19 protein-coding genes and 3 tRNA genes are annotated in these 20,876 nt (G+C 70.9%); 13 read left to right on the top strand and 9 right to left on the bottom strand.

Annotation, left to right across the window (positions count from 1 at the left end; all coding sequences use genetic code 11):
* Positions 1-13 precede the first annotated feature (13 nt).
* The 4 genes from ACFVSU_RS00855 to ACFVSU_RS00870 form a co-directional block, all read right to left on the bottom strand.
* Positions 14-1,273, bottom strand: a complete 1,260-nt coding sequence (locus tag ACFVSU_RS00855; RefSeq protein ID WP_387136808.1) for an alanine racemase — start codon at positions 1,271-1,273, stop codon at positions 14-16.
* The gene (locus ACFVSU_RS00860; RefSeq protein WP_387136810.1) at positions 1,273-1,659 is read right to left on the bottom strand and encodes a RidA family protein; all 387 of its coding nucleotides are present in this window, start codon (positions 1,657-1,659) and stop codon (positions 1,273-1,275) included. The genes ACFVSU_RS00855 and ACFVSU_RS00860 overlap by 1 nt, the downstream gene beginning before the upstream one ends.
* Entirely contained in the window at positions 1,656-3,275 is a 1,620-nt protein-coding gene (locus ACFVSU_RS00865) for an amidohydrolase family protein (RefSeq protein ID WP_387136812.1), read from the bottom strand. Before ACFVSU_RS00865 ends, ACFVSU_RS00860 begins: the two co-directional genes overlap by 4 nt.
* 78 nt (positions 3,276-3,353) lie before the next feature.
* Positions 3,354-4,421, bottom strand: a complete 1,068-nt coding sequence (locus ACFVSU_RS00870) for an aminotransferase class V-fold PLP-dependent enzyme (RefSeq protein ID WP_387136814.1) — start codon at positions 4,419-4,421, stop codon at positions 3,354-3,356.
* Between the two features lie 81 nt (positions 4,422-4,502).
* Between ACFVSU_RS00870 and ACFVSU_RS00875 the strand changes: the two genes are divergently transcribed.
* The 3 genes from ACFVSU_RS00875 (at position 4,503) to ACFVSU_RS00885 (ending at position 7,156) form a co-directional block, all read left to right on the top strand.
* Positions 4,503-5,474 carry a LysR family transcriptional regulator gene (locus ACFVSU_RS00875; RefSeq protein ID WP_387136816.1) on the top strand — a complete coding sequence of 324 codons (972 nt, stop codon included), beginning with the start codon at positions 4,503-4,505 and terminating at the stop codon, positions 5,472-5,474.
* 11 nt (positions 5,475-5,485) lie between these two features.
* On the top strand, positions 5,486-7,015 hold the full coding sequence (gene gltX, locus ACFVSU_RS00880) for a glutamate--tRNA ligase (RefSeq protein WP_387136818.1): 1,530 nt from the start codon (positions 5,486-5,488) through the stop codon (positions 7,013-7,015).
* Between the two features lie 69 nt (positions 7,016-7,084).
* Positions 7,085-7,156, top strand: a tRNA-Gln gene (locus tag ACFVSU_RS00885).
* Positions 7,157-7,220: 64 nt separating this feature from the next.
* Here ACFVSU_RS00885 and ACFVSU_RS00890 read toward each other — a convergent pair.
* Positions 7,221-8,141 carry an aminoglycoside phosphotransferase family protein gene (locus ACFVSU_RS00890; RefSeq protein WP_387136820.1) on the bottom strand — a complete coding sequence of 307 codons (921 nt, stop codon included), beginning with the start codon at positions 8,139-8,141 and terminating at the stop codon, positions 7,221-7,223.
* 74 nt (positions 8,142-8,215) lie between these two features.
* Between ACFVSU_RS00890 and ACFVSU_RS00895 the strand changes: the two genes are divergently transcribed.
* The 4 genes from ACFVSU_RS00895 to ACFVSU_RS00910 all read left to right on the top strand — a co-directional run bounded on the left by ACFVSU_RS00895 (position 8,216) and on the right by ACFVSU_RS00910 (position 12,335).
* Positions 8,216-8,995: a DeoR/GlpR family DNA-binding transcription regulator gene (locus ACFVSU_RS00895; protein ID WP_387136822.1), complete on the top strand. Its 780-nt coding sequence runs from the start codon at positions 8,216-8,218 to the stop codon at positions 8,993-8,995.
* Positions 8,992-9,933 carry a 1-phosphofructokinase gene (gene pfkB, locus ACFVSU_RS00900; RefSeq protein WP_387136824.1) on the top strand — a complete coding sequence of 314 codons (942 nt, stop codon included), beginning with the start codon at positions 8,992-8,994 and terminating at the stop codon, positions 9,931-9,933. Before ACFVSU_RS00895 ends, pfkB begins: the two co-directional genes overlap by 4 nt.
* A 38-nt stretch (positions 9,934-9,971) precedes the next feature.
* Positions 9,972-12,002, top strand: a complete 2,031-nt coding sequence (locus ACFVSU_RS00905; RefSeq protein WP_387136826.1) for a fructose-specific PTS transporter subunit EIIC — start codon at positions 9,972-9,974, stop codon at positions 12,000-12,002.
* A gap of 63 nt (positions 12,003-12,065) precedes the next feature.
* Complete coding sequence (locus ACFVSU_RS00910; protein WP_045297931.1) at positions 12,066-12,335, top strand: HPr family phosphocarrier protein; 270 nt, start codon at positions 12,066-12,068, stop codon at positions 12,333-12,335.
* Positions 12,336-12,425: 90 nt separating this feature from the next.
* Here ACFVSU_RS00910 and ACFVSU_RS00915 read toward each other — a convergent pair whose 3' ends face one another.
* The gene (locus ACFVSU_RS00915; RefSeq protein WP_387136828.1) at positions 12,426-13,064 is read right to left on the bottom strand and encodes an MBL fold metallo-hydrolase; all 639 of its coding nucleotides are present in this window, start codon (positions 13,062-13,064) and stop codon (positions 12,426-12,428) included.
* Positions 13,065-13,182: 118 nt separating this feature from the next.
* On the opposite strand from ACFVSU_RS00915, the gene ACFVSU_RS00920 reads away from it, so the two are divergent.
* Both ACFVSU_RS00920 and ACFVSU_RS00925 read left to right on the top strand, forming a co-directional pair.
* Positions 13,183-13,258: transfer RNA gene (locus ACFVSU_RS00920), tRNA-Glu, on the top strand.
* Between the two features lie 42 nt (positions 13,259-13,300).
* Positions 13,301-13,373 (top strand) — tRNA-Glu (locus ACFVSU_RS00925).
* A gap of 77 nt (positions 13,374-13,450) precedes the next feature.
* On the opposite strand, the gene ACFVSU_RS00930 is transcribed toward ACFVSU_RS00925, so the two are convergent.
* The 3 genes from ACFVSU_RS00930 to ACFVSU_RS00940 all read right to left on the bottom strand — a co-directional run bounded on the left by ACFVSU_RS00930 (position 13,451) and on the right by ACFVSU_RS00940 (position 15,771).
* Complete coding sequence (locus tag ACFVSU_RS00930) at positions 13,451-13,888, bottom strand: hypothetical protein (RefSeq protein ID WP_387136830.1); 438 nt, start codon at positions 13,886-13,888, stop codon at positions 13,451-13,453.
* 138 nt (positions 13,889-14,026) lie between these two features.
* Positions 14,027-15,217 carry a DUF4349 domain-containing protein gene (locus ACFVSU_RS00935; protein ID WP_387136832.1) on the bottom strand — a complete coding sequence of 397 codons (1,191 nt, stop codon included), beginning with the start codon at positions 15,215-15,217 and terminating at the stop codon, positions 14,027-14,029.
* A complete protein-coding gene (locus tag ACFVSU_RS00940; protein WP_387136834.1) occupies positions 15,214-15,771 on the bottom strand; it encodes an RNA polymerase sigma factor in 558 nt (185 codons plus the stop codon). Before ACFVSU_RS00940 ends, ACFVSU_RS00935 begins: the two co-directional genes overlap by 4 nt.
* A 246-nt stretch (positions 15,772-16,017) precedes the next feature.
* Here ACFVSU_RS00940 and ACFVSU_RS00945 point away from each other — a divergent pair, with 246 nt between their 5' ends.
* From ACFVSU_RS00945 to murA, 4 genes are all read left to right on the top strand, one after another.
* Complete coding sequence (locus ACFVSU_RS00945) at positions 16,018-17,091, top strand: TerC family protein (protein WP_387136836.1); 1,074 nt, start codon at positions 16,018-16,020, stop codon at positions 17,089-17,091.
* A gap of 255 nt (positions 17,092-17,346) precedes the next feature.
* On the top strand, positions 17,347-18,819 hold the full coding sequence (gene leuC, locus ACFVSU_RS00950; RefSeq protein WP_387136838.1) for a 3-isopropylmalate dehydratase large subunit: 1,473 nt from the start codon (positions 17,347-17,349) through the stop codon (positions 18,817-18,819).
* 1 nt (position 18,820) lies between these two features.
* Complete coding sequence (leuD, locus tag ACFVSU_RS00955) at positions 18,821-19,417, top strand: 3-isopropylmalate dehydratase small subunit (RefSeq protein ID WP_387136840.1); 597 nt, start codon at positions 18,821-18,823, stop codon at positions 19,415-19,417.
* 74 nt (positions 19,418-19,491) lie between these two features.
* A complete protein-coding gene (gene murA, locus ACFVSU_RS00960; protein WP_387136842.1) occupies positions 19,492-20,874 on the top strand; it encodes a UDP-N-acetylglucosamine 1-carboxyvinyltransferase in 1,383 nt (460 codons plus the stop codon).
* The last annotated feature ends 2 nt before the right edge of the window (positions 20,875-20,876 follow it).

The raw sequence follows: 20,876 nt of genomic DNA on the forward strand, positions 1-20,876 counted from the left end.
CCCGACGGGCCCCTCAGAACCTCGTCTCGACGAGGTCGGTCAGGATCGCCGCCTCGAGATCCTCCACCGAGTCCACCACCGGCACGAGCCGCCACTTGTCGAGCATCGTGCACGGGTGCGAGAGTCCGAACACCACGAGATCGCCCACGGACAGCGGCGAATCGCGCCCGATGCGCACGAAGCCGTGCTGATCGCTGAGCTTGGTCGTCTCGGCGCCGGTCAGCGGCATCCGCTCACCGTCCCTCGTGATCGCGTACAGCGGCGTCGGCAGTCCCTCGTCGTACGGGAAGTCGCGCTTGCCGGCATCGACGATCGCCGTGTCGGCGTCCTGTCGCGATACGACTCGTGCGAGCCCGCGCGCCGCGGGGCGCAGTCCCGCGCCCTCGAACGGCGAGTTCTGGCGGTAGTAGCCGTGGTCGTGCACGAGGTACGCCCCCGAGCGCAGGACGAAACGCGCGCGGTCGCCCCCGACGGCTGCGGCTGCGAACGCCGTCCCGACGACGTCCGGGTAGGCGCTGCCGCCGGCAGACACCAGCACGTCGCCGTCGTCGTAGAACTCGGCCACCGCGTCGTGGACGGCGAGCAGCTCGTCGATGTACGCCCTCGCCGACGCCAGCGCCTTTTCGCCGCGCCCGTGCGCGACGGAGCCCTCGTACCCGGTGACGCCGGCGAGGCGCACGGCCGGCGAGGCTGCCGCGCGCTCGGCCACGGCCACCGCAGCCTCGCGCGAGCGGGCGCCCGTGCGGCCGCCGGGACGGCCCACATCCACGAGAACCTCGAGGGGACGCTCCACCGGCTCGCCGAGGGACCGCTCGATCGCCTCGATCCCGGCGACATCGTCGACCCAGCTCCAGATCCTCGTGCCGGCCGCGACGGCGTCGGCTGTCCACCGGATCGCCTCCGGCTGCACGAGCTGGTTGGCGAGCATGATCGCCGGGATGCCGGCATCCACCGCGACGCGCAGCTGCGAGGGGTTCGCCACCGTGATGCCGGTGGCTCCCGCATCGAGCTGCCGATGCCACAGCTGCGGCGCCATCGTGGTCTTGCCGTGCGGCATGAGCTCGAGCCCACGCGCGGCTACCCAGCCGGCCAGGAACGCGATGTTGTCGTCGAGCACGCGGTCGTCGAGCACGACGAGGGGCGTCCACAGGTCGGCGAGCCGTGGCACGCGCGCCAGGAATTCGGCGACGGTCAGGCCCACGGCATCCGACGGCAGCCCTTTGTCGGCCCCGTCGAGCACGCGATCGGCGACGCCGCCCTGTGGGGCCGACATCACTCGCCCGGGAGGACCGCGACGACGTCGATCTCGACGAGGATGTCGTACAGGTCCGAGCCGACCGTGGTGCGCACAGGATAGGGCTCGGTGAAGAACTCGGCGTAGGCGCGGTTGTACTCGGCGAAGTCGCGCTTGAGGTGCTGCAGGTGCGCCGTCACCTTCACGACGTCGTCGAACGAAGCGCCCTTGGCGGCGAGCACGCTGCCGACGTTGCGCAGAACCTGCTGCGTCTGCTCATAGACGCCGCCCGGCACGACCTCGCCCGTCGCGGGGTCCTGCGGGCCGAATCCGGCGGTGAACAGCATGCCCGCGGCAGCGACGCCGTGGCTGTAGGGCCCGGCGGGCTTAGGAGCGTTCTCGATGAGGACGGCTTGCTTGGTCATGGGTTTCCTTTCGAGGTGGAGGATGAGGGGAGGAGGGACCGGCGGAGTCCGCGCCCGGCGAGGGCGCCGGTGAGCTGTCCGCCACGCAGGACGTGCGTGCCGTTGACGAACACGTCATCGATGCCGCGCGCGGGCTGCTGGGGGTCGTCGTAGGTGGCGGCATCCGTGACGGTCGCCGGGTCCACGATGGCGATATCCGCCGCGGCGCCAGGACGCAGGATGCCGTGATCGGCCAGCCCGAACCGCTCGGCGGTGCGCGCGGAGAGGTGGACGGCGGCGCCCTCCCACGTGAACGAGCGGCCGACGTAGGTGCCCAGGAACCGGCCGAACGCGCCCCACGCGCGGGGGTGCGGCACGGCCCCGATGAAGATGCCGTCGGAGCCGCCGGTGTGCCCGGGGTGCGCGAACAGCTGTGCCAGGTTCTCGACCGGGCGCTCGTCTCGCACCGCCATGACCGCGTGGACCTCCATGCGCCCGGCGACGAGAAGGTCGAGCGTCGCCTCTTCGACCGAGGTCTGCCGACGAGCGGCGATCTCGGCGAGGGTCCGTCCGGGCGCCCAGGACCAGTCCTCCGCGGGTGTGTGCCCGACGCGGATCATCGATGGCCAGTCGGGTCCGAGACTCGGCTTGTGCGCGACGGTGGCGAACCACTCGTCGCGCAGCCGCGCGCGCTCGGCGGGAGCCGACAGCCGGGTGATCGCCTCGTCGACGTCCAGCGCGCTGTACTCCGGCGGCAGCACCGCCATGGAGACCAGCGTGCAGCCTCGGGTGTACGGGTACATGTCGAAGGAGAGATCGGCTCCAGATGCTGCGGCCTCCGCCAGCAGCAGCCCGGCGTCGTCGGCGTCGACGTGAAGGTGCGAGACGTGTCCGCGGACGCCGTCGTGCGCGTCACCCGCCGCGCAGATGGCGACGACTTCTTCGAGGCCGGCCGCCGTGTTGGTCTCGTAGCCGCCGCGCATGTGCGTCACGTAGAGTCCGCCCGCGGCGGCCACCGGTGCGCAGACACGGGCGAGCTCGTCCGTGTCGGCGAAGATGCCGGGCACGTAGTCGAGCCCGGTCGACAGCCCGAGCGCGCCGGCGTCGAGACCGTCGGCCACGAGCCGCTGCATCCGGGTCAGCTGCGCAGCATCCGCTCGTCCCGTCGCCATGCCCATGACCTCGTGACGCACGGTGCCGGCAGGTACGAGGTAGCCGACGTTGAGGGGCGTGGTCTTGTCGTAGGTGCGGAGCAGCTCCGCGACGCCGCCGCCCGCGTAGGTCGGGTGCGCGCCGTTGATCGCCGCGAAGTACCGGCTCGCCCAGATGCCGTCCCCCGGGGCGTACGAGACGCCGTCCTGCCCGCCGATGACGGTCGTGACTCCCTGGCGCAGCAGCGCGAGTTGCACGTCCGACCGGAAGACGGCTCCGTCGGCATGCGCGTGCGCGTCGATGAAGCCCGGCATCACGAGGCGCCCGCGGCAGTCGACGACGTCATCGCCTTCTCGCGCCGGGATGTCGCCGATCACGCCGATCCGATCGCCGACGATCTCGACGTCCGCCTCGCGGGAGTCGCCTCCCGTGCCGTCGACCACTCTGCCGCCGCGCAGCACCGTGCGGTCGGGGTGGGCGGTCATGCGGCCTCCGTCGTGCGGGGCCCGGCTGACCCGCGTTGGCAGTCTACGCAGTCGCCCGGATGCCCCGACGGCGAGCTGTCAGTGACCCAGCGCCGCGAGGGCGAGGTCGACGTCGTCGGCGTCGTTGAACACGTGGAACGCGACGCGCGCGCGGCCCGATCGACCGGATGCGGTGATCCCCGCCGCCGTCAGCCGCGCGAGATCGCACCCCTCGGCGTCGTCCCACGTGACGATCGCCGACGCGTGCTCCGGCTGTGCGAGGCCGAGGCCCGTGCGGAACGCCGCAGCGAGGCCGGTCGCATGCTCGTGGAGCTCCGCAGGATCCAGCGACGCGAAGAGCTCGAGTGCCGGGGCGGCGCCGACGAAGGCCTGCCAGGCCGGCGACACGTCGAAGCGGCGGGCGTCGGGGGCGAGCTCGACGTCCGTGCCGTAGCACGACGACCAGGGGTCGTCCCCGGCGTACCAGCCGGCGTTGAGCGGCGTCATGCGCGCCCCCAGACGGTCCGACACGGTCAGGAACGACACGCCCCGCGGTGCGCAGAGCCACTTGTACGCGTGGCACACGACGGCATCGAAGACGGATGCCTCGACGCGCAGCCAGCCGACGGCCTGGGTCGCGTCGCAGAGCGTGAGGGCATCGTGCGAGGCCGCTGCGGCGGCGATCGCCGCGGCATCCGCCACCTCCCCGGTCGCCGACTGCACCACGGAGAAGGCGACGAGCGCCGTGGTCGGACGCACGTGCGCGGCCAGGTCGGCCAGCGGTGCGGTGCGCACGACGAGCTCGCGGCCGGAGTGGACGAACGGCAGCACGAGCGACGAGAAGTCGCCCTCGGGCACGAGCACCTCGGCGCCGTGCGGGAGCGCGGAGGCCACCATTCCCGCCGCGACCGAGGTCTGCGAGCCGATGGCCACCCGTTCGGCCCCGACGCCCACGAGCGAGGCGAACAGCGCCCGCGAGCGCTCCACCGCCGCGCAGTAGGCGGCGAGGTCGGGACGGCCCGATGCGGAGGCGTCGAGGTCCGCCAGCACGGCGCGTCGCGTCGCCCGGCTCGGCAGGCCCACCGTGCACGCCGCGAGGTAGTCGCGGCCGCCGGCGAACTCACGCCGTGCGGCGTCGAGGGCGGAGGAAGGAGCGATCGCGGGCATGCATCCAGAGTGACGGTGGCGATTGCTCACGTCTACGGCAGGTGTTCCATGCTGGACATAACAGACGCTTATGATTCAGGCATGACGGATGCGTGGGACGACGACCCGGGCTTCGACGCGCGCGAACTCCGCGTCGTGAAGGCGATCGCCGATGAAGGATCCATCACGGGCGCCGCGCTCGCCCTGGGTTACAGTCAGCCCGCGGTGAGCCAGCAGCTCAAGCGCCTCGAGCAGCGCCTCGGGGTCGCGATCGTCGAACGCGTCGGTCGCAGCGTCCGGCTCACCGATGCCGGCCGCATCCTCGCGCGGCACGCTCCCGCCGTGACGACGGCATTGGATGCTGCCGCCGGCGAGCTCGCCGAGCTCCGCGGTCTCCGCGCCGCGCGCGTGCGCCTCGTCGGCTTCCCGTCCGCCTCGCCCACGATCGTGCCGCGCCTGCTCGCGGACCTCGCGCAACGGCATCCGGGAATCTCCCTCACCTACGTCGAGGCGGAGCCGCCGGAGGCCGTCGAGGCGGTGCGCGAGGACCGCACCGACATCGCCCTCACCTTCAGCTACCCGGGCGACCGCGACGACCCCCACGGCTCGAGCGCCCGCGGCCTCGCCGTGCAGACCGTCGGCGCCGACGAGCTGCTCGCGGTGCTTCCCGCTGAGCACCCGGCGGCGACCACGAAGATCATCGACGTCGCGACCCTTGCCGACGACGACTGGATCGCCGGGTGCCCGCGCTGCCGGGGTCACCTGCTCGAGCTGTGCGGGCGCGCCGGGTTCGCCCCGCGCATCGCGTTCGAGACCGACAACTTCGTCGCCGTCGAGGGGCTCGTGGCGCAGGGGATCGGCGTCGCGACACTGCCCAGGATGGCGGTCGAGTCGTTCCCGCAGCTGCCGGGGGTGGCGGTGGTGCCGCTGCCAGCGGGGGAGCAGCGCCGCATCCACACCGTGACGGCGCGCGGCGCGGACCGCGTTCCCGCGGTGCGCGCGACGCTGGACGCCCTCGCACGGCTCATCGCCCAGCCCCTGGCCGAGCCTGGTTCCGCGGCATCCCGCAACTAGACTCAGGGGTAATGTCTTCTTCGCCTGATCCCCGCACCACGACCGCCACCGGCACCGACGTCCGCGTCCGGTTCTGCCCCTCGCCGACCGGTCTTCCGCACGTCGGTCTCATCCGCACGGTGCTGTTCAACTGGGCGTACGCGCGTCACACCGGCGGCAAGCTCGTGTTCCGCATCGAAGACACCGACGCGGCGCGCGACAGCGAGGAGAGCTACCAGCAGCTCCTGGACGCCCTGCGCTGGCTCAAGATCGACTGGGACGAGGGTGTCGAGCTCGGCGGCCCGCACGCCCCGTACCGCCAGTCGCAGCGCCACCACATCTACCGCGAGGTGCTCGACAAGCTCATCGCCGCTGGCGCGGTGTACGAGAGCTACTCGACGGCTGAGGAGATCGACGCCCGCAATGAGGCGAACGGCCGCGCGAAGCAGCTCGGCTACGACAACTACGACCGCGACCTCACCGACGAACAGAAGGCGGCCTTCCGCGGCGAGGGCCGCGAGCCCGCCTGGCGCCTGCGCGTGCCCGACGAGGACCTCACCTACGTCGACCTGATCCGCGGCGAGGTGACCTTCCCGGCCGGGTCGTTCCCCGACTTCGTGCTCGTGCGTGCCGGCGGCGTGCCGCTGTACCCGTTCGTGAACCCCGTCGACGACGCGCTCATGGGCATCACCCACGTCATCCGCGGCGAGGATCTCATGCCCTCGACCGCCCGTCAGCTCGCGCTCTACAGCGCACTGGTCGATGCCGGTGTCACGACGTTCGTCCCGCGCTTCGCGCACATGCCCCTCGTGCTCGGCGAGGAGGGCAACAAGAAGCTCTCCAAGCGCGACCCGAAGGCCGACCTCTTCCTGCAGCGCGACAAGGGCTTCATCCACGAGGGGCTGCTCAACTACCTGGCGCTCCTCGGCTGGTCGATCGGCCCCGACCGCGACGTCTTCTCGCTCGAGGAGCTCGTGGCGGCGTTCGACATCGTCGACGTCAACCCGAACCCGGCGCGGTTCGACCAGAAGAAGGCGGAGTCGATCAACGGCGACCACATCCGGATGCTGCAGCCCGGAGACTTCGCCGATCGCCTGGTGCCGTACCTGGCCGCTGCCGGAGTGGTCGCCGAGAACCCCACGCCGGCGCAGGAGGCCATGCTCGTCGCGGCTGCCCCCCTGGTGCAGGAGCGCATGCAGCTGCTCGGCGACGCGCCGGGCCTGCTCGGCTTCCTGTTCACGGATGTCGTCGCGTATCAGGACGACGCGCTCGCCTCCCTGCCGGCGAACGCGAACGAGGTGCTGGTCGCCTCGGTCGGCGCCCTCGAGCTCGTGCCCGACACCGAGTTCACCGCCGCCGCGGTGCAGGACGCCCTCGCCGGCGCCCTGATCTCGCCCGTGGAGGAGGGCGGCCTCGGCCTCAAGCCCCGCGTCGCCTACGGCCCCCTGCGTGTCGCGCTGAGCGGCCGCCGGGTGTCGCCGCCGCTGTTCGAGTCGATGGAGCTGCTCGGCAGATCCGAGTCGATCCGCCGCCTCGGAGCACTGCTCGACGCGCGCGGGTGACGGCTCGGTTTGGAGCACGTGCCCGCGTCGCGTAGACTCATTCCTCGGCACGGCTTCGGCTGACAGCCTTGGGGTATGGTGTAATTGGCAACACGGCTGATTCTGGTTCAGTTGTTCTTGGTTCGAGTCCAGGTACCCCAGCAAGACGAGAAAACCCCCGCTGAGCGGGGGTTTTTCGTTTTCCTGGACAGTGGATGCCGCGGCCTCAGGCGTCTGCGAGGACCTCGGCGGCAGCATCCCGTCCCAGCGCGAAGTAGGCGGGGTTGTCGTCGCTGTGGGCGAGCAGCATGAGCACGACGGCGGCAGCCCAGGCGCGCGCCCGCACCCAGACATCGGCGTCGTAGTCCGAGCCCGCTGCAGTGATGAACCGCTCGCGCCCCGCGGCGTCGAATGCCAGCCACGCGACCGCCAGGTCGTAGGCGGGGTCGCCCGCGGTGACGTCGCCGAAGTCGATGATTGCGGCGAGAGTGCCGTGGCGTGTGACGAGGTTGCCCGGGTGCAGGTCGCCGTGGATCCACACCGGCGTGCGATCCCACGGCTCCGCCGCGAGTCCGTCCTCCCACAGTCGGTGCACGGCATCCGCAGTGGGGTCGTCGAGGATGCCGCCGGCGCGCAGCGTCCGCAGTCGCTCTTCGACGGCGTCCGTGCGCGCGGCGAGGGGGACACCGCGGAACGGATTGACCGGATGATCGTCGGGGGCGTCGGCGTGCAGAGCTGCGAGCGCACGAGCGAGCGTGTCGGCCCACTCGCCGCGCTCGGCGAGCGGCTGGTCGAGAGCCGAGACGCCGTCGATCCACGGCACGACGGACCATGCCCACGGGTAGCCGTGGCCCGCCACACCGTCGACCACGGGCGCCGGAACGCGCACGCCGACCGGTGCGAGCCGCTCGGCCACGCCCGGCAGCACCGCCTGCTCGTGCAGGACGAGGGGTGCGGCGAGAGCGCGTCGGGGGAGTCGCACGGCGTGCTCGTCGCCGAGCCGCCACACCTCGCTGTCCCAGCCCTCGGCGACCTTGCGGAGGGGCAGGCCGGTGGCGTCGGGGATGATCGCGACCGCCTGGTCGGCGAGCAGCCCGCGGATGAGTGGGATGTCGATCGAGATCTCGGCGGCGGGCTTGTCGGGCACCGTACGAAGATACTCTCTTGCGATTATGTGGGAATGTGTTGTAATGTGTGGGAATCCAACGGAGGGTTTCCCACATGTACGCGACGGAGCGCCACGAGCAGATCGAGCTCCTGCTGGCCGCACAGAGCCGCGTGAGCGTCGTCGAGCTCGCCGAGCGCTTCGACGTCACGACCGAGACCATCCGCCGCGATCTCGACCACCTCGAGTCGGCCGGCGCGCTGCGCCGGGTTCACGGGGGAGCGGTGAGCCGGGAGCGGGCAAGCACGCGCGAGCCCTCGCTCGCCGAGCGGCTCGAGCACCACGGCGGCGCCAAGGCCGCCATCGGTCAGCGCGCCCTGGACGCCCTCGGCGCCGACTTCACCGGATCCGTCTTCCTCGATGCCGGCACGACCACGGCGGCCGTGGCCTCAGCGCTGATCCCGCGCCTCTCCACCGCGCGGATCGAGGTCGTGACGCACTCGCTGACCCTCGGCAACACGCTGGCCGGCGTCCCGGGCGCCTCGCTCTCGCTCGTCGGGGGTCGCGTGCGCGGACTCACCGCCGCGGCCGTGGGCGCCGACACGGTCCGCGCCATCGGCGCCCTGCGTCCCGACGTCGCCTTCGTCGGCACCAACGGCGTGTCCGCGACCTTCGGCCTCAGCACGCCCGACCCCGACGAAGCGGCTGTCAAGCGCGCGATCGTCGAGTCGGCGCGTCGTGTGGTTGTCGTGGCCGACGCCGAGAAGCTCGGCGCGGAGCTGCTCGTCGGCTTCGCGCCGCTGTCCGACATCGACGTGCTGGTGACGGATGCCGCACCCGACGCAGAACTCGCGTCCGCGCTCGCGGACGCCGACGTGGAGGTCTGGCTCGCATGATCGTGACGCTCACCGCCAACCCGTCCCTCGACCGCACCGTGATGCTTCCCGCCCCTCTGCAGGTCGGAGACGTGCAGAGCGCGGCCTCCACACGGGAGGATGCCGGCGGCAAGGGGATCAACGTCGCCCGCGCCATCGCGGCTGCAGGCGAGGACTGCAGCGCGGTGCTGCCGCTCGCACCGGGTGATCCGTTCGACGCGGCCCTCCGCGCGGCCGAGGTCGACGCAGAGCGCGTTCCGATCCGCGGAAACGTGCGCGCCAACATCGCGATCACCGACCCGGCCGGGGTCACCACGAAGCTGAACCTGCCCGGCGCGGAGCTCTCGCCCGACGAGGTCTCCGCGGTGATCGATGCGGTGGTGGCAGCATCCGTCGGCGCACGTTGGCTGGTGCTGGCAGGCTCGTTGCCTCCCGGGGTCGCCGATGACTTCTACGTGCGCGTGATCGCCGCCGTTCGCCGGGCGCACGGCGAGAACGCCCCGCTCATCGCCGTCGACACCTCCGGCCCGGCGCTCACGGCCGTCGTCGCCGACGGCGCGCCGGATCTCATCAAGCCGAACGACGAGGAGCTCGCCGAGCTCGCCGGCGTCGCCATCGACGGCGCCGACCCGCGGGCGGTGCTCGACGTCGCGCGCGTTCTCGTCCCCGCACGCGTGCGGGCTGCGCTCATCACCCTCGGCTCCCGCGGTGCCGTGCTCGTCGACGCCGAGGGCGCCTGGGCGGCCACGCCGCCGCCGATCCAGGTCGTGAGCACGGTCGGCGCGGGCGACAGCTCCCTCGCGGGATACGTGCTCGCTGCGACCCGCGGTGCCGACCACGGCGAGCGGTTGCGCCTGGCCGTTCGGTACGGGTCGGCCGCCGCATCCCTTCCCGGCACGAAGGCGCCGGCTCCCGCAGACCTTCCCACCGGCGACGTGCCCGTCACACGTCTCGACTGACACCCACCCACCCCACCCCACGACCGCAGGAGGTCACCGTGTCCGACACCATCACCCCAGGCCTGGTGAGCCTCGACGTCCCCCTGGGCGCCGACAAGGCCGCCGTCATCCGGTCCCTCGCCGCACGCGTGGTCGCGCAGGGTCGCGCGACCGACGCCGAAGCGCTCTACGCCGACGCGTGGGCCCGCGAAGAGAAGGACGAGACCGGGCTTCCCGGCGGCATCGCCATCCCGCACGCGAAGAGCGCCGCGGTGACGACCCCGTCCCTCGCCTTCGCGCGACTGAACCCGGGCGTCGACTTCGGAGCGCCGGACGGCGCCGCCGATCTCGTGTTCCTCATCGCCGCCCCCGCGGACGCCGCCGAGGCGCACCTCGCGGTGCTCTCGAAGCTCGCCCGCAGCCTCATGCAGGAGGACTTCACCTCGGGCTTGCGCGCCGCCTCGTCCGACGACGACGTCGTCGCGATCGTGCAGGCGGCCATCGGGGAGCGCGAGGCGGCGCCGGCCGCCGCCGCGCCTGCGGCCGCCGCGGCACCCAGTGCCGCATCGGGCCTCGTCGTCGACGGCCGCCCGGCACGCGTCGTCGCGGTCACTGCCTGCGCGACCGGCATCGCGCACACGTTCATGGCCGCCGACGCCCTCACCGCGGCCGGCAAGAAGGCCGGCATCGACCTCGTCGTCGAGCCGCAGGGTTCCAGCGGCTACCAGGCGCTTCCGTCCGACGTCATCCGCGACGCCGACGCCGTGATCTTCGCCACCGACGTCGACGTGCGCGAGCCGCAGCGGTTCGCCGGCAAGCCGGTCGTGCGGTCGGGCGTCAAGCGCGGCATCGAGCAGCCTGACCAGCTGATCTCGGAGGCCGTCGCCGCCGCGAACGACCCGTCCGCCACGCGGGTGGGGGGAGAGGCGGCCGCCGCCGCTGCGGCCCCCGCAGAGACGATGTCGTGGGGTGCCCGCATCCAGCGGATCCTCCTCACCGGCGTCAGCTACATGATCCCGTTCGTCGCGGGCGGCGGTCTGCTGATCGCCCTCGGCTTCCTCATCGGCGGTGTCAACGTGAACGCCGACGACGCGGCGTTCACCGTCATCAAGGACAACGCGCTGTGGGCGCTGCCGGAGGGCGGGCTCGCGCAGTACTTCGGGTCGGTGTTCTTCGTGATCGGCGTGACGTCGATGGGCTTCCTGGTGTCGGCGCTGGCCGGCTACATCGCCTTCGCGATCGCGGACCGCCCCGGCATCGCCCCCGGCTTCGTCGCCGGCGCGATCGCAGCCCTGATGGGCGCCGGCTTCATCGGCGGCATCATCGGCGGTCTGCTCGCGGGCTACGTCGCGTGGTGGATCGGGCGATTCAACGCCCCGCGCTGGCTGCGCGGACTCATGCCTGTCGTGATCATCCCGCTCGTGGCGTCGATCGTGGCCTCCGGGCTCATGATCCTGTTCCTCGGCCGGCCCATCGCGACCCTGATGGTCGGGCTGAACGACTGGCTCACCGGCCTCGCCGCGACGGGCGCGATCATCCTCGTCGGCGTGATCCTGGGTCTCATGATGTGCTTCGACCTGGGCGGTCCGGTCAACAAGGTCGCCTACGCGTTCGCGGTCGCGGGCCTGGCGTCCGCGTCGGCGGAGAACACCACGCCGTACCTGATCATGGCCGCGGTCATGACCGCCGGCATGGTCCCGCCGCTGGCCATGGCGCTGGCGTCCACGGTGCTGGCGCGCAACATGTTCCCCCCGGTCGAGCGTGAGAACGGGAAGGCGGCCTGGCTGCTCGGTGCGGCGTTCATCAGCGAGGGTGCGATCCCGTTCGCCGCGGCGGACCCGCTCCGCGTCATCCCCGCGATGATGGCGGGCGGCGCGGTCACCGGCGCGCTCAGCATGGCGTTCGCGGTCGAGTCCCTGGCGCCCCACGGCGGCATCTTCGTCCTCTTCGCGATCAACCCGATCTGGGGCTTCCTGATCGCCCTCGCCGCGGGCACAGTCGTCTCGGCCCTCACGGTGATCGCCCTCAAGAAGTGGATCGCCCCGAAGGAGCTCGAAGAGGCCGAAGCGCGCGTACCCGTGGCGGCCTGAGGCCGTCGTCCGCCAGAATCGGAATCGTCGACCGCCGAGGTCCGACACAGACAGGAGAGAACCATGGCAGAACGTCAGGCCACCATCGCCAGCAGCTCGGGACTCCACGCCCGCCCCGCGAAGCTCTTCGTGCAGGCCGTGCAGGCGCAGCCCGTCCCGGTCACGATCGCGGTCGAGGGCGGTGCCGACCTCAACGCCGGCAGCATCCTGTCGCTGATGGGCCTCGGTGCCTCGCAGGGGACCGTCGTGACCCTCAAGGCCGACGGCGACGGCGCCGAAGAGGCGCTGGACGCCCTGGTCGCTCTGCTCGAGACGGACCTCGACGCACAGTAAGCACCGAAGAATGTGACGACGGATGCCGCGGGTCGAAGCCGCTGCGGCATCCGTCGTCCGCGTTCTGCGGGGTCTTCCGGCGCTCCCGGTTCAGATGTCGGTGCTGTCTCCGGGGTTCAGTGCGAGGAGCTCCCCACCGTCCTGCTCGGCCGCCCAGCCCAGGCGCGCGCGGCCCATGTCGCGGCCCGCGACCGACAGCGTCATGTCGTGCGTTCCGAAGACGCGCCGCGGGGCGACGGCGAGCACGAAGTCCATCGCCTCGCCGATCTTGAGCCACGGGGCGCCGACCGGAGATGCCAGCAGCTTCACCGCTCGTCCCTTCGGGACGGCGTACGAGTCTCCGGGGTAGTAGAACTCGTCGTTCACGAGCACTCCCACGTTGTCGACGACCGGGATCGACTCGTGGATCACCGCGTGCCGGCCGCCGAAGAACTCGAGGCGGAACGGCTCGACCTCGACGACGTCGCCCGGATGGACGATCGTCACGTTGTAGCCCTCGGCCACCTTCGATACGCCCTCGGGGGCGAAGATCGGCGTCCCCGGGAACGTCTGGAGGATGCGGTCCAGGTGGTCCGGTGTCCAGTGGTCGGGGTGCTCGTGCGTGATGACGACCGCGACGACGCCCTCGAGGTCTCCGAGCGGGGCCGTGAACGACCCCGGGTCGATGACGACGGTGCTGCCGGTGTCGACGAGGGTCAGGGTGGCGTGCTCGAACTTCGTGACTCGCATGCGTCGAGTCAAGCGCTACGGCGTCGTCGGAGCAAGCGATGAGGGGGCGGCGCGCCGGTGCCCGCGTCGATTTGGAGAGGGCATGTGGCCCGTGGCATAATCGAACGGTTGCCTGAACGGCCCCATCGTATAGCGGCCTAGTACGCCGCCCTCTCACGGCGGTAACGCGGGTTCGAATCCCGCTGGGGTCACCAGTCAGGCAACAACGTCGCAACCTCGGTTGCGGCGCGCTGTACGGCCCCATCGTATAGCGGCCTAGTACGCCGCCCTCTCACGGCGGTAACGCGGGTTCGAATCCCGCTGGGGTCACACGCGTGACAGAGCCCCCGAGTCCACCAGGACCCGGGGGCTCTTCGCTGTACCGGCACCGGCCGGCATCGCAGTGCTCAGTGCGCGCTGCCGGTGTAGCGGTCGTCGATCCCGAGCTCGGTGTAGGTCCCCGTCAGCTTTCCGGAACCCTTGACGCCCTCGTAGAGACCCCACGCGTCGACGAGCGTCCACGACCCTGTGGACCCGGGCTCCCCGAACCGTGCGACGAGCCGCACCGTGAAGCCCCCGTTCCCGCTGTCGCACGTGAACTCCTTCAGACCCCGGAACACGCCGCCCCAGGGCGTGAAATTCGCGCGGGGTCCGACGTCGAGGACGGTGCCGGTCTCGCATCCGTCGATGTTGCCCTCGAAGTCGTTGGGCCCGCCGCCGATCTCGGTGTGCACGACGACGTCGACGGGGTAGTTCACCGGCGCGGCACCGGCTGCGGTCGCTCCTGTGATCCCCAGGACGAGCCCGGCGATCAGGCCGGCGGTCACTCGCGATCTGATGTCCATTTCCATCCCTCCCAGTCCGGGCACGGTGCTCGGCGTGGGGGACACTACGCCCGCGTACAAAGGGTGTCGAGAGCAGTTCTCGTTCTCCGTAGGGTGGGCTGCGGGCGACTCCCTAGGGTGCGGATCGTGGCGCGAACGTCACGCTGAGGGGTCGGTCGTGCGGTCGGCTTCGACCGACGAGGGAGGCGGGGTCGCAGCATCCGTCCGCCGCCGCCGACGCCCGCGGACGAGTCGCACGATGCCCCACACCACGAGTGCGATCACGGCCGCCACGGCGAGCCAGGGCAGGAGGAAGCCGAGCGCGACCACGATGCCGTTGAGCGTGGCGACCAGGCCGTTCCAGCCGGCGGCGAGGCCGTCGCCGAACCCGGCGGGATCGGCGGTCACCGGCTCGACCTCGGGCACGACCGTGACAGACAGCGTCGACATGGCGACCTGGTCGTCGAGCATCTCGAGCTGCTGCTGGTAGGACTCCAGCGTCGCCTGGCGTTCCGACAGCGCGGACTCCGCGGCGATGAGATCGGCGACGCTCTGCGCCTGTGCCATCAGCTCGGTGAGGCGGTCCACAGACGCCTGTGCCGCATCGATGCGGGCCTCGAGATCCACTGTCTGCTCGGTGACGTCCTGACGGGACAGGTTGGTCGCCGTCACCTCGCCCACGTCGCCGAGCTCGTCGACGACGCTCTGCAGCTGGTCGGCGGGGACGCGGACGGTGATCCACGCGCCGTCCGTCGGATACGGGTAGGGCATGGTGTCGTAGACGATGCCGCCGTCGGTGGGACTCACCGGGTACACCGTGCCGTCGCTTCCGACGCTCATCGACTCGACATAGCCGCCGTGGGCGACTGCCGAGTTGGCGATGGCCCGCGCGGCCACGTCGACCTCCTCGGCGGTGACCGTCGCAGAAGCCGTGGTGATGATGTCGCGATCAGCGGCCGCCGAGCCGGCGGCGGTGTCGCCGGCTGCTCCGGGTGCGACCGTGAGCGGTGCGGATTCGCGCGTGTCGGCACCCGAGGAGTCCGTCGTGTTCGCGCCGGCCCCGGAGTCGGCGGGCGCGACGGGCGCGACGGCGTATTCGTCGCCGACGCCGCCCCCTGAGGGACTGACCAATGAGCCCACCGACGGGGCGATGACGGCCGCGACGGCGATCACCGCGGCTGCCGCGCCGCCGGCGATCCAGAGGCGTCCTCGTCGCGTGCGCCGTGCGGACAGGCGTGCCCGCTCGTGCGCGATGTCGGCGAAGAGAGCGTCCTCAATCTCGTCGATGCGCTCGCTGCTGAGCTCGGGGAGGGATGCGGGGGTCTCGGGACCCGGGGGCTGCGTGCTCATGTGCTCTCCTTCACAACGGTCCGCAGTCGGGTGCGGATGCGGGAGAGACGGTTGCGGACGACGCCGTGCGCGACACCGAGCTCGTCGGCGGCCGCCTGGTACGCGTACCCTTCGGTCGCGCACAGCCGGAAGATGGCCCGATCGAGCTCGCCGAGTCCGGCGACCTCGTGCAGGATCGCCTCCGCCAGGCGGTCGTCGATCACCTGCTGCTCGACGTCGACCGTGGACGGCAGGGTCTCGTCGGCCGCGGCCCCGGTGCGCTCGCGGTCGCGCCGCTGCCGGCGGATGCGGTTCGCGGACTGGAACCGGCAGATCGTCGCGAGCCAGGGCAGGAGCGAATCGCCGACCAGGTCGAGGTCGGGGAGCTTGCGCCAGGCGACGAGGAACGTCTCCTGGGTGACCTCCTCGGCGTCCGCCGGGTTGCCGACGAGCCCGTGCGCCAGCCAGTAGACCGGGCGCACGTACGCCCGGTACAGCGTGCGGAAGGCGTGCTCGCTCCCGCCCGCAGCCAGCACCACGAGTTCGGCGTCGCCCGGCACGTCGTCGTCGGCCATCCCCATCCTCCGAATTGTCTCTCACCGTGTCAGTGTCCGCATCGCCCGGATCGTCTCACAGGCGCTGAGCGCGCCCCGCCGAGCCTGTATCCTGTTGCGAGCGAGAGGGAGTATCCCGACACCGCGCATCCGTCATCACGGGTCCCGACACTGCGACCCCGGGTGCGCGCCGCAGGCGGTCAGCCGGCGGGGGAGAGACTTTCGGATTCCGCCGACCCCTCTCACGTCCCCTTCGAAAGGCCCTCCATGGACCTCGAACTCCCGCTGTGGTTCGAAATCGGATCACTCGTGATCCTCACGCTGATCCTGATCGCGGATCTGCTGCTCATCCTCAAGCGGCCCCACATCCCCTCGACGCGCGAGTCCACGCTCTGGGTCGTCTTCTACGTGACTCTCGCGCTCATCTTCGCAGGCATCATGTGGATCGTCGCCGGGCCCGAGTACGCCGGCCAGTTCGTCGCCGGCTGGCTCACGGAATACAGCCTGTCGATCGACAACCTCTTCGTCTTCGTGCTGATCATGAGCCAGTTCGCGGTTCCGCGGCGCTATCAGCAGGAAGTCCTGATGGTGGGGATCATCATCGCCCTCGTCCTGCGCGGCATCTTCATCATGGTCGGCGCCGCCGTGATCGAGGAGTTCAGCTGGGTCTTCTACATCTTCGGCGCGTTCCTCGTGTGGACGGCGTGGCGCCAGGCCTTCCCGGGCGGCGACCACGACTCCGACGTGAAGCAGGAGAACTTCGTGGTGCGCATGCTGCGCCGCACGATCGACATCAGCGACCACTACGACGGCGCGAAGATCCGCACGGTCGTGGACGGCAAGAAGATGTGGACGCCGATGATCATCGTGTTCGCGGCGATCGGCGTGACCGACCTGCTGTTCGCGATCGACTCGATCCCCGCGATCTTCGGCATCACCCAGAGCGCGTTCATCGTGTTCACCGCGAACATCTTCGCGCTCATGGGCCTCCGCCAGCTCTACTTCCTCCTCGGCGACCTCCTCGACCGCCTCCGCTACCTGCACTACGGCATCGCGTTCATCCTGGCCTTCATCGGTCTGAAGCTCGTCTTCCACGCCATGCACGTCAACGAGCTTCCGTTCATCAACGGCGGCGAGCCGATCGAATGGGCGCCCGAGATCTCGACGTGGATGTCGCTCGGCGTCATCATCATCTCGATGCTGGTCGCGACGGTGGCGAGCCTCGTCGCGTCCGCGCGTGAGAAGAAGATGCCGAACGCGGATGCTGCCGCCGCCGTCGTAGCGGACGAGAAGGGCACCCCTCCCACGGTCGATCAGCCCCGTTCGGACGACGCTCGCTGATCTCCTTCCTCAGCCGTATCCCTCGGGCCGCCGACCGCCGTCGGCGGCCCGAGGCGCGGGAGGCGCGGGGGAGACGGCAGATGACAGCGGCGGCACGGGTGCCCGTTTCGGCGGTGGTAGCCTGGGCACGTGCGGATCGCTCGCCTTCTCCTTAGCGGCCGCGACGAGTCCTAGTCCCCAGGCCTCCCTCGTCGCGGAGTTCGTCGCGGGCCCCACCCCTTTCGGGCGCAGTCCCACAGAGGAGAACGACTAGCAATGAGCACGACCGATGCATCCGGCATTCCCGACCGTCCCCGTACCCTCGCCGAGAAGGTGTGGGACGACCACGTCGTCGTCCGCGGCGAAGACGGTCAGCCGGACCTGATCTACATCGACCTGCACCTGGTGCACGAGGTCACCAGCCCCCAGGCCTTCGACGGTCTGCGGGCGGAGGGCCGCCCGGTGCGGCGCCTCGACCTGACGATCGCGACCGAGGACCACAACACCCCGACGCTCGACATCGACAAGCCGATCGCCGACCTCACGAGCCGCACCCAGATCGAGACGCTGCGGCGCAACGCCGCCGAGTTCGGCGTGCGCCTGCACTCGCTCGGCGACAAGGAGCAGGGCATCGTCCACGTCGTCGGACCGCAGCTGGGTCTGACCATGCCGGGCATCACGGTGGTCTGCGGAGACTCGCACACCTCCACGCACGGCGCGTTCGGCGCGATGGCGTTCGGCATCGGCACCAGCGAGGTCGAGCATGTCCTCGCGACGCAGACGCTCCCGCTCAAGCCCTTCAAGACCATGGCCATCACGGTCGAGGGGGAGCTGAAGCCCGGCGTCACCGCCAAGGACATCGTGCTGGCGATCATCGCCAAGATCGGTGCGAACGGCGGACAGGGGTACGTGCTCGAGTTCCGGGGCAGCGCCATCCGGTCCCTCTCCATGGAGGGCCGCATGACGATCTGCAACATGTCGATCGAGGCCGGCGCCCGCGCCGGAATGGTCGCGCCCGACGAGACCACCTTCGCGTACGTGAAGGGCCGTGAGCACGCGCCGACCGGCCAGGACTGGGACGACGCCGTCGCCTACTGGCGGACGCTCCCCAGCGATGAGGGCGCGGTGTACGACGCCGAGGTGTTCCTCGACGCCGCCGAGCTCGAGCCGTTCGTGACGTGGGGCACCAATCCGGGCCAGGGCGTCTCGCTGAGCGCGTCCGTCCCGTCGCCGGAAGACTTCGCCGACCCCAACGAGCGCGCCGCCGCCGAGCGTGCGCTCGAATACATGGATCTCGTTCCCGGCACCCCGCTCAAAGAGGTGCCCGTCGACGCCGTGTTCATGGGGTCGTGCACGAACAGCCGCATCGAGGACCTCCGTGCGTTCGCGTCGGTCATCGAAGGCCGCAAGAAGGCGGACGGTGTCCGCGTCATGGTCGTCCCGGGCTCGGCCCGGGTCCGCCTCGAGGCCGAGGCCGAGGGCCTTGACAAGGTCATCGAGGACTTCGGCGCGGAGTGGCGCTTCGCCGGCTGCTCCATGTGCCTCGGCATGAACCCCGACCAGCTCGCTCCTGGAGAGCGCTGCGCGTCCACGAGCAACCGCAACTTCGAGGGCCGCCAGGGCAAGGGCGGCCGCACGCACCTCGTCTCGCCGCTCGTCGCAGCGGCCACCGCCGTCATGGGCCGCCTCGCGAGCCCCGGCGACCTTCCCGCGCCCGTCGCGGCCGCAGCCGAGGGCACGGAGGCCTGACATGGAGAAGTTCACGACGCACACCGGTATCGCCGCGCCGCTGAAGCGCTCCGCGGTCGACACCGACCAGATCATCCCGGCCGTCTACCTGAAGCGCGTCACCAAGACGGGTTTCGAGGACGCCCTGTTCGCCAGCTGGCGCCAGGACCCCGAGTTCGTGCTGAACCAGCCGGCCTACGCGGGTGCCAGCATCCTCGTCGCCGGCCCCGACTTCGGCACCGGCTCGAGCCGTGAGCACGCCGTCTGGGCGTTGCGCGACTTCGGGTTCAAGGTCGTGCTGAGCCCGCGGTTCGCCGACATCTTCCGCGGGAACGCGGGCAAGCAGGGCCTCGTCGCCGGAGTGATCTCGGAGGCCGACCTCGAGGCCGCATGGGCCGCCATCGAGGCGGATCCCGGCGTGTCGATGACGGTCGACCTCGACGCCCGCACCGCGCGCATCGGCGCGCTGGAGCTCCCTTTCGAGATCGACGATTACACTAGGTGGCGGCTTCTCGAAGGGCTCGACGACATCGGGCTCACGCTGCGCGACGCAGACAGGATCGCGCAGTTCGAGGCTCGCCGAGAGGCGTGGCGGCCGCGGACACTTCCCGTTCCGTAAGCCGGGCCGGGTGCCCAGACCCCGGGCACCCGACCGTCGCAAGCCCCCTCTGCACACCAAGTGAGGACCACCGGATGAAGCCGCTCCTGAACGTCGCCGCCGGCGAAAGCACCACTGCCGAAGCGGAAGAGCAGGAACGGACCGGCGAAGTCCTCGCGATCCGGGGCGGGCGACCGCTGACCGGACGCGTCGAGGTGAAGGGCGCCAAGAACCTCGTCACGAAGGCGATGGTCGCAGCTCTCCTGGGAGAGACCGCCAGCACGCTGCGCGACGTCCCCGATATCAGCGACGTCCAGGTGGTCCGCTCGCTTCTCGAAGTCCACGGCGTCCGCGTCGTGGACGGCGAGGAGGAGGGCACGATCCACCTCGACCCGAGTGGGGCCGTCGCCGCGCACTTCGAGGAGATCGACGCGCACGCCGGGGCCTCCCGCATCCCGATCCTCTTCTGCGGGCCGCTGCTGCACCTCCTCGGCGAGGCGCTCATCCCCGACCTCGGCGGGTGCCGCATCGGGGACCGCCCGATCAACTTCCACATGGACGCGCTGCGCGCCTTCGGCGCCGTCGTCGACAAGAGCTACGAGGGCATCCGCATCACCGCCCCCGACGGCCTGCACGGCGCGAACATCGAGCTGCCGTATCCGAGCGTCGGCGCGACCGAGCAGGTGCTGCTCACGGCCGTGCGCGCGAAGGGCGTGACGGAGCTGCGGAACGCCGCGATCGAGCCCGAGATCATGGATCTCATCGCGGTGCTCCAGAAGATGGGCGCCATCATCTCGTACGAGCCGAACCGCGTCATCTTCATCGAGGGCGTCGATTCGCTGCGCGGGTACGACCACCGCGCGATCTTCGACCGCAACGAGGCAGCCTCGTGGGCGTGCGCGGCGCTCGCGACCGACGGTGACATCTTCGTCGGCGGAGCGCGGCAGCAGGAGATGCTGACGTTCCTCAACGTCTTCCGCAAGGCCGGCGGATGGTTCGACGTCCGCGAGGACGGCATCCAGTTCCGTCGCGGAGGGGCCCTGAAGCCCGTCGTCGTCGAGACCGATGTGCACCCCGGCTTCATGACCGACTGGCAGCAGCCGCTCATCGTCGCGCTCACGCAGGCCGAGGGCACCTCGACCGTGCACGAGACCGTGTACGAGAACCGGCTCGGATTCACCGAGGCGCTCAACCTGATGGGCGCCGACATCGCGGTGCACCGCGACGGGATCGATGCGCCCGGCCGTCGCGTTCCCCGGCGAGCCCTGGAGCAGGCCGCCGTGATCAACGGCCCGACACCGCTTCACGGCGCCGACGTGGAAGTCCCCGACCTCCGCGGCGGATACAGCTACGTGATCGCGGCACTGGCCGCCGAAGGGGAGTCGGTCGTCCGCAACGTCGGAATCATCCGTCGCGGCTACGAGAAGTTCTTCGCCAAGCTCGACCAGCTCGGCGCCGACTTCGACGTCATCGGATAACC

The organism is Microbacterium sp. NPDC058062 (genome assembly GCF_042885375.1).
Lineage (GTDB): Bacteria > Actinomycetota > Actinomycetes > Actinomycetales > Microbacteriaceae > Microbacterium > Microbacterium trichothecenolyticum_C.